The 500-nt window shown below is 43.8% G+C and carries 1 protein-coding gene; it reads right to left on the bottom strand.

Annotated features, from left to right (window positions below):
* The coding region (locus FK268_RS26330) for a translation initiation factor IF-2 N-terminal domain-containing protein (RefSeq protein ID WP_193560341.1) at nucleotides 1-500 on the bottom strand (500 nt) is incomplete at both ends.

Consider the following 500-nt stretch of genomic DNA (forward strand, 5'->3'; position numbering starts at 1 on the left):
GGAGTATCGAGGAAAGTGATAACACCTTTATCGGTCTTAACATGATAAGCACCAATATGTTGCGTAATACCCCCTGCTTCACCGCTTGCAACATGCTCTTTACGGATATAGTCAAGGAGGGATGTTTTACCATGGTCAACATGTCCCATGATGGTCACAACAGGAGGACGAGGTTTAATAAGATCGACATCACCTTGCTCGATAGAGGCGATTAACTCCTCTTCTAGTGGATTTTCACTTACAAATTTGTAAGTGTGACCCATTTCTTCCACAATAATTGCGGCTGTTTCACGGTCGAGAAGTTGGTTGATTGTTACCATTGAACCTAAGTTCATCAAGGCTTTGATCACTTCTGCCGCTTTTACCGACATCTTATGCGCAAGATCAGCAACGCTAATGGTTTCGCCTAATTCCACCTCAATCTGTTTTGTTGCGGTAGGAAGTTGGAAACCATGCTGCTGTTGAGGTTGGTTGCGTCTTGTTTGGCGACGATTACGTTT

This window comes from Tsukamurella sputi (genome assembly GCF_007858445.1).
GTDB classification, from domain to species: domain Bacteria; phylum Actinomycetota; class Actinomycetes; order Mycobacteriales; family Mycobacteriaceae; genus Tsukamurella; species Tsukamurella sputi.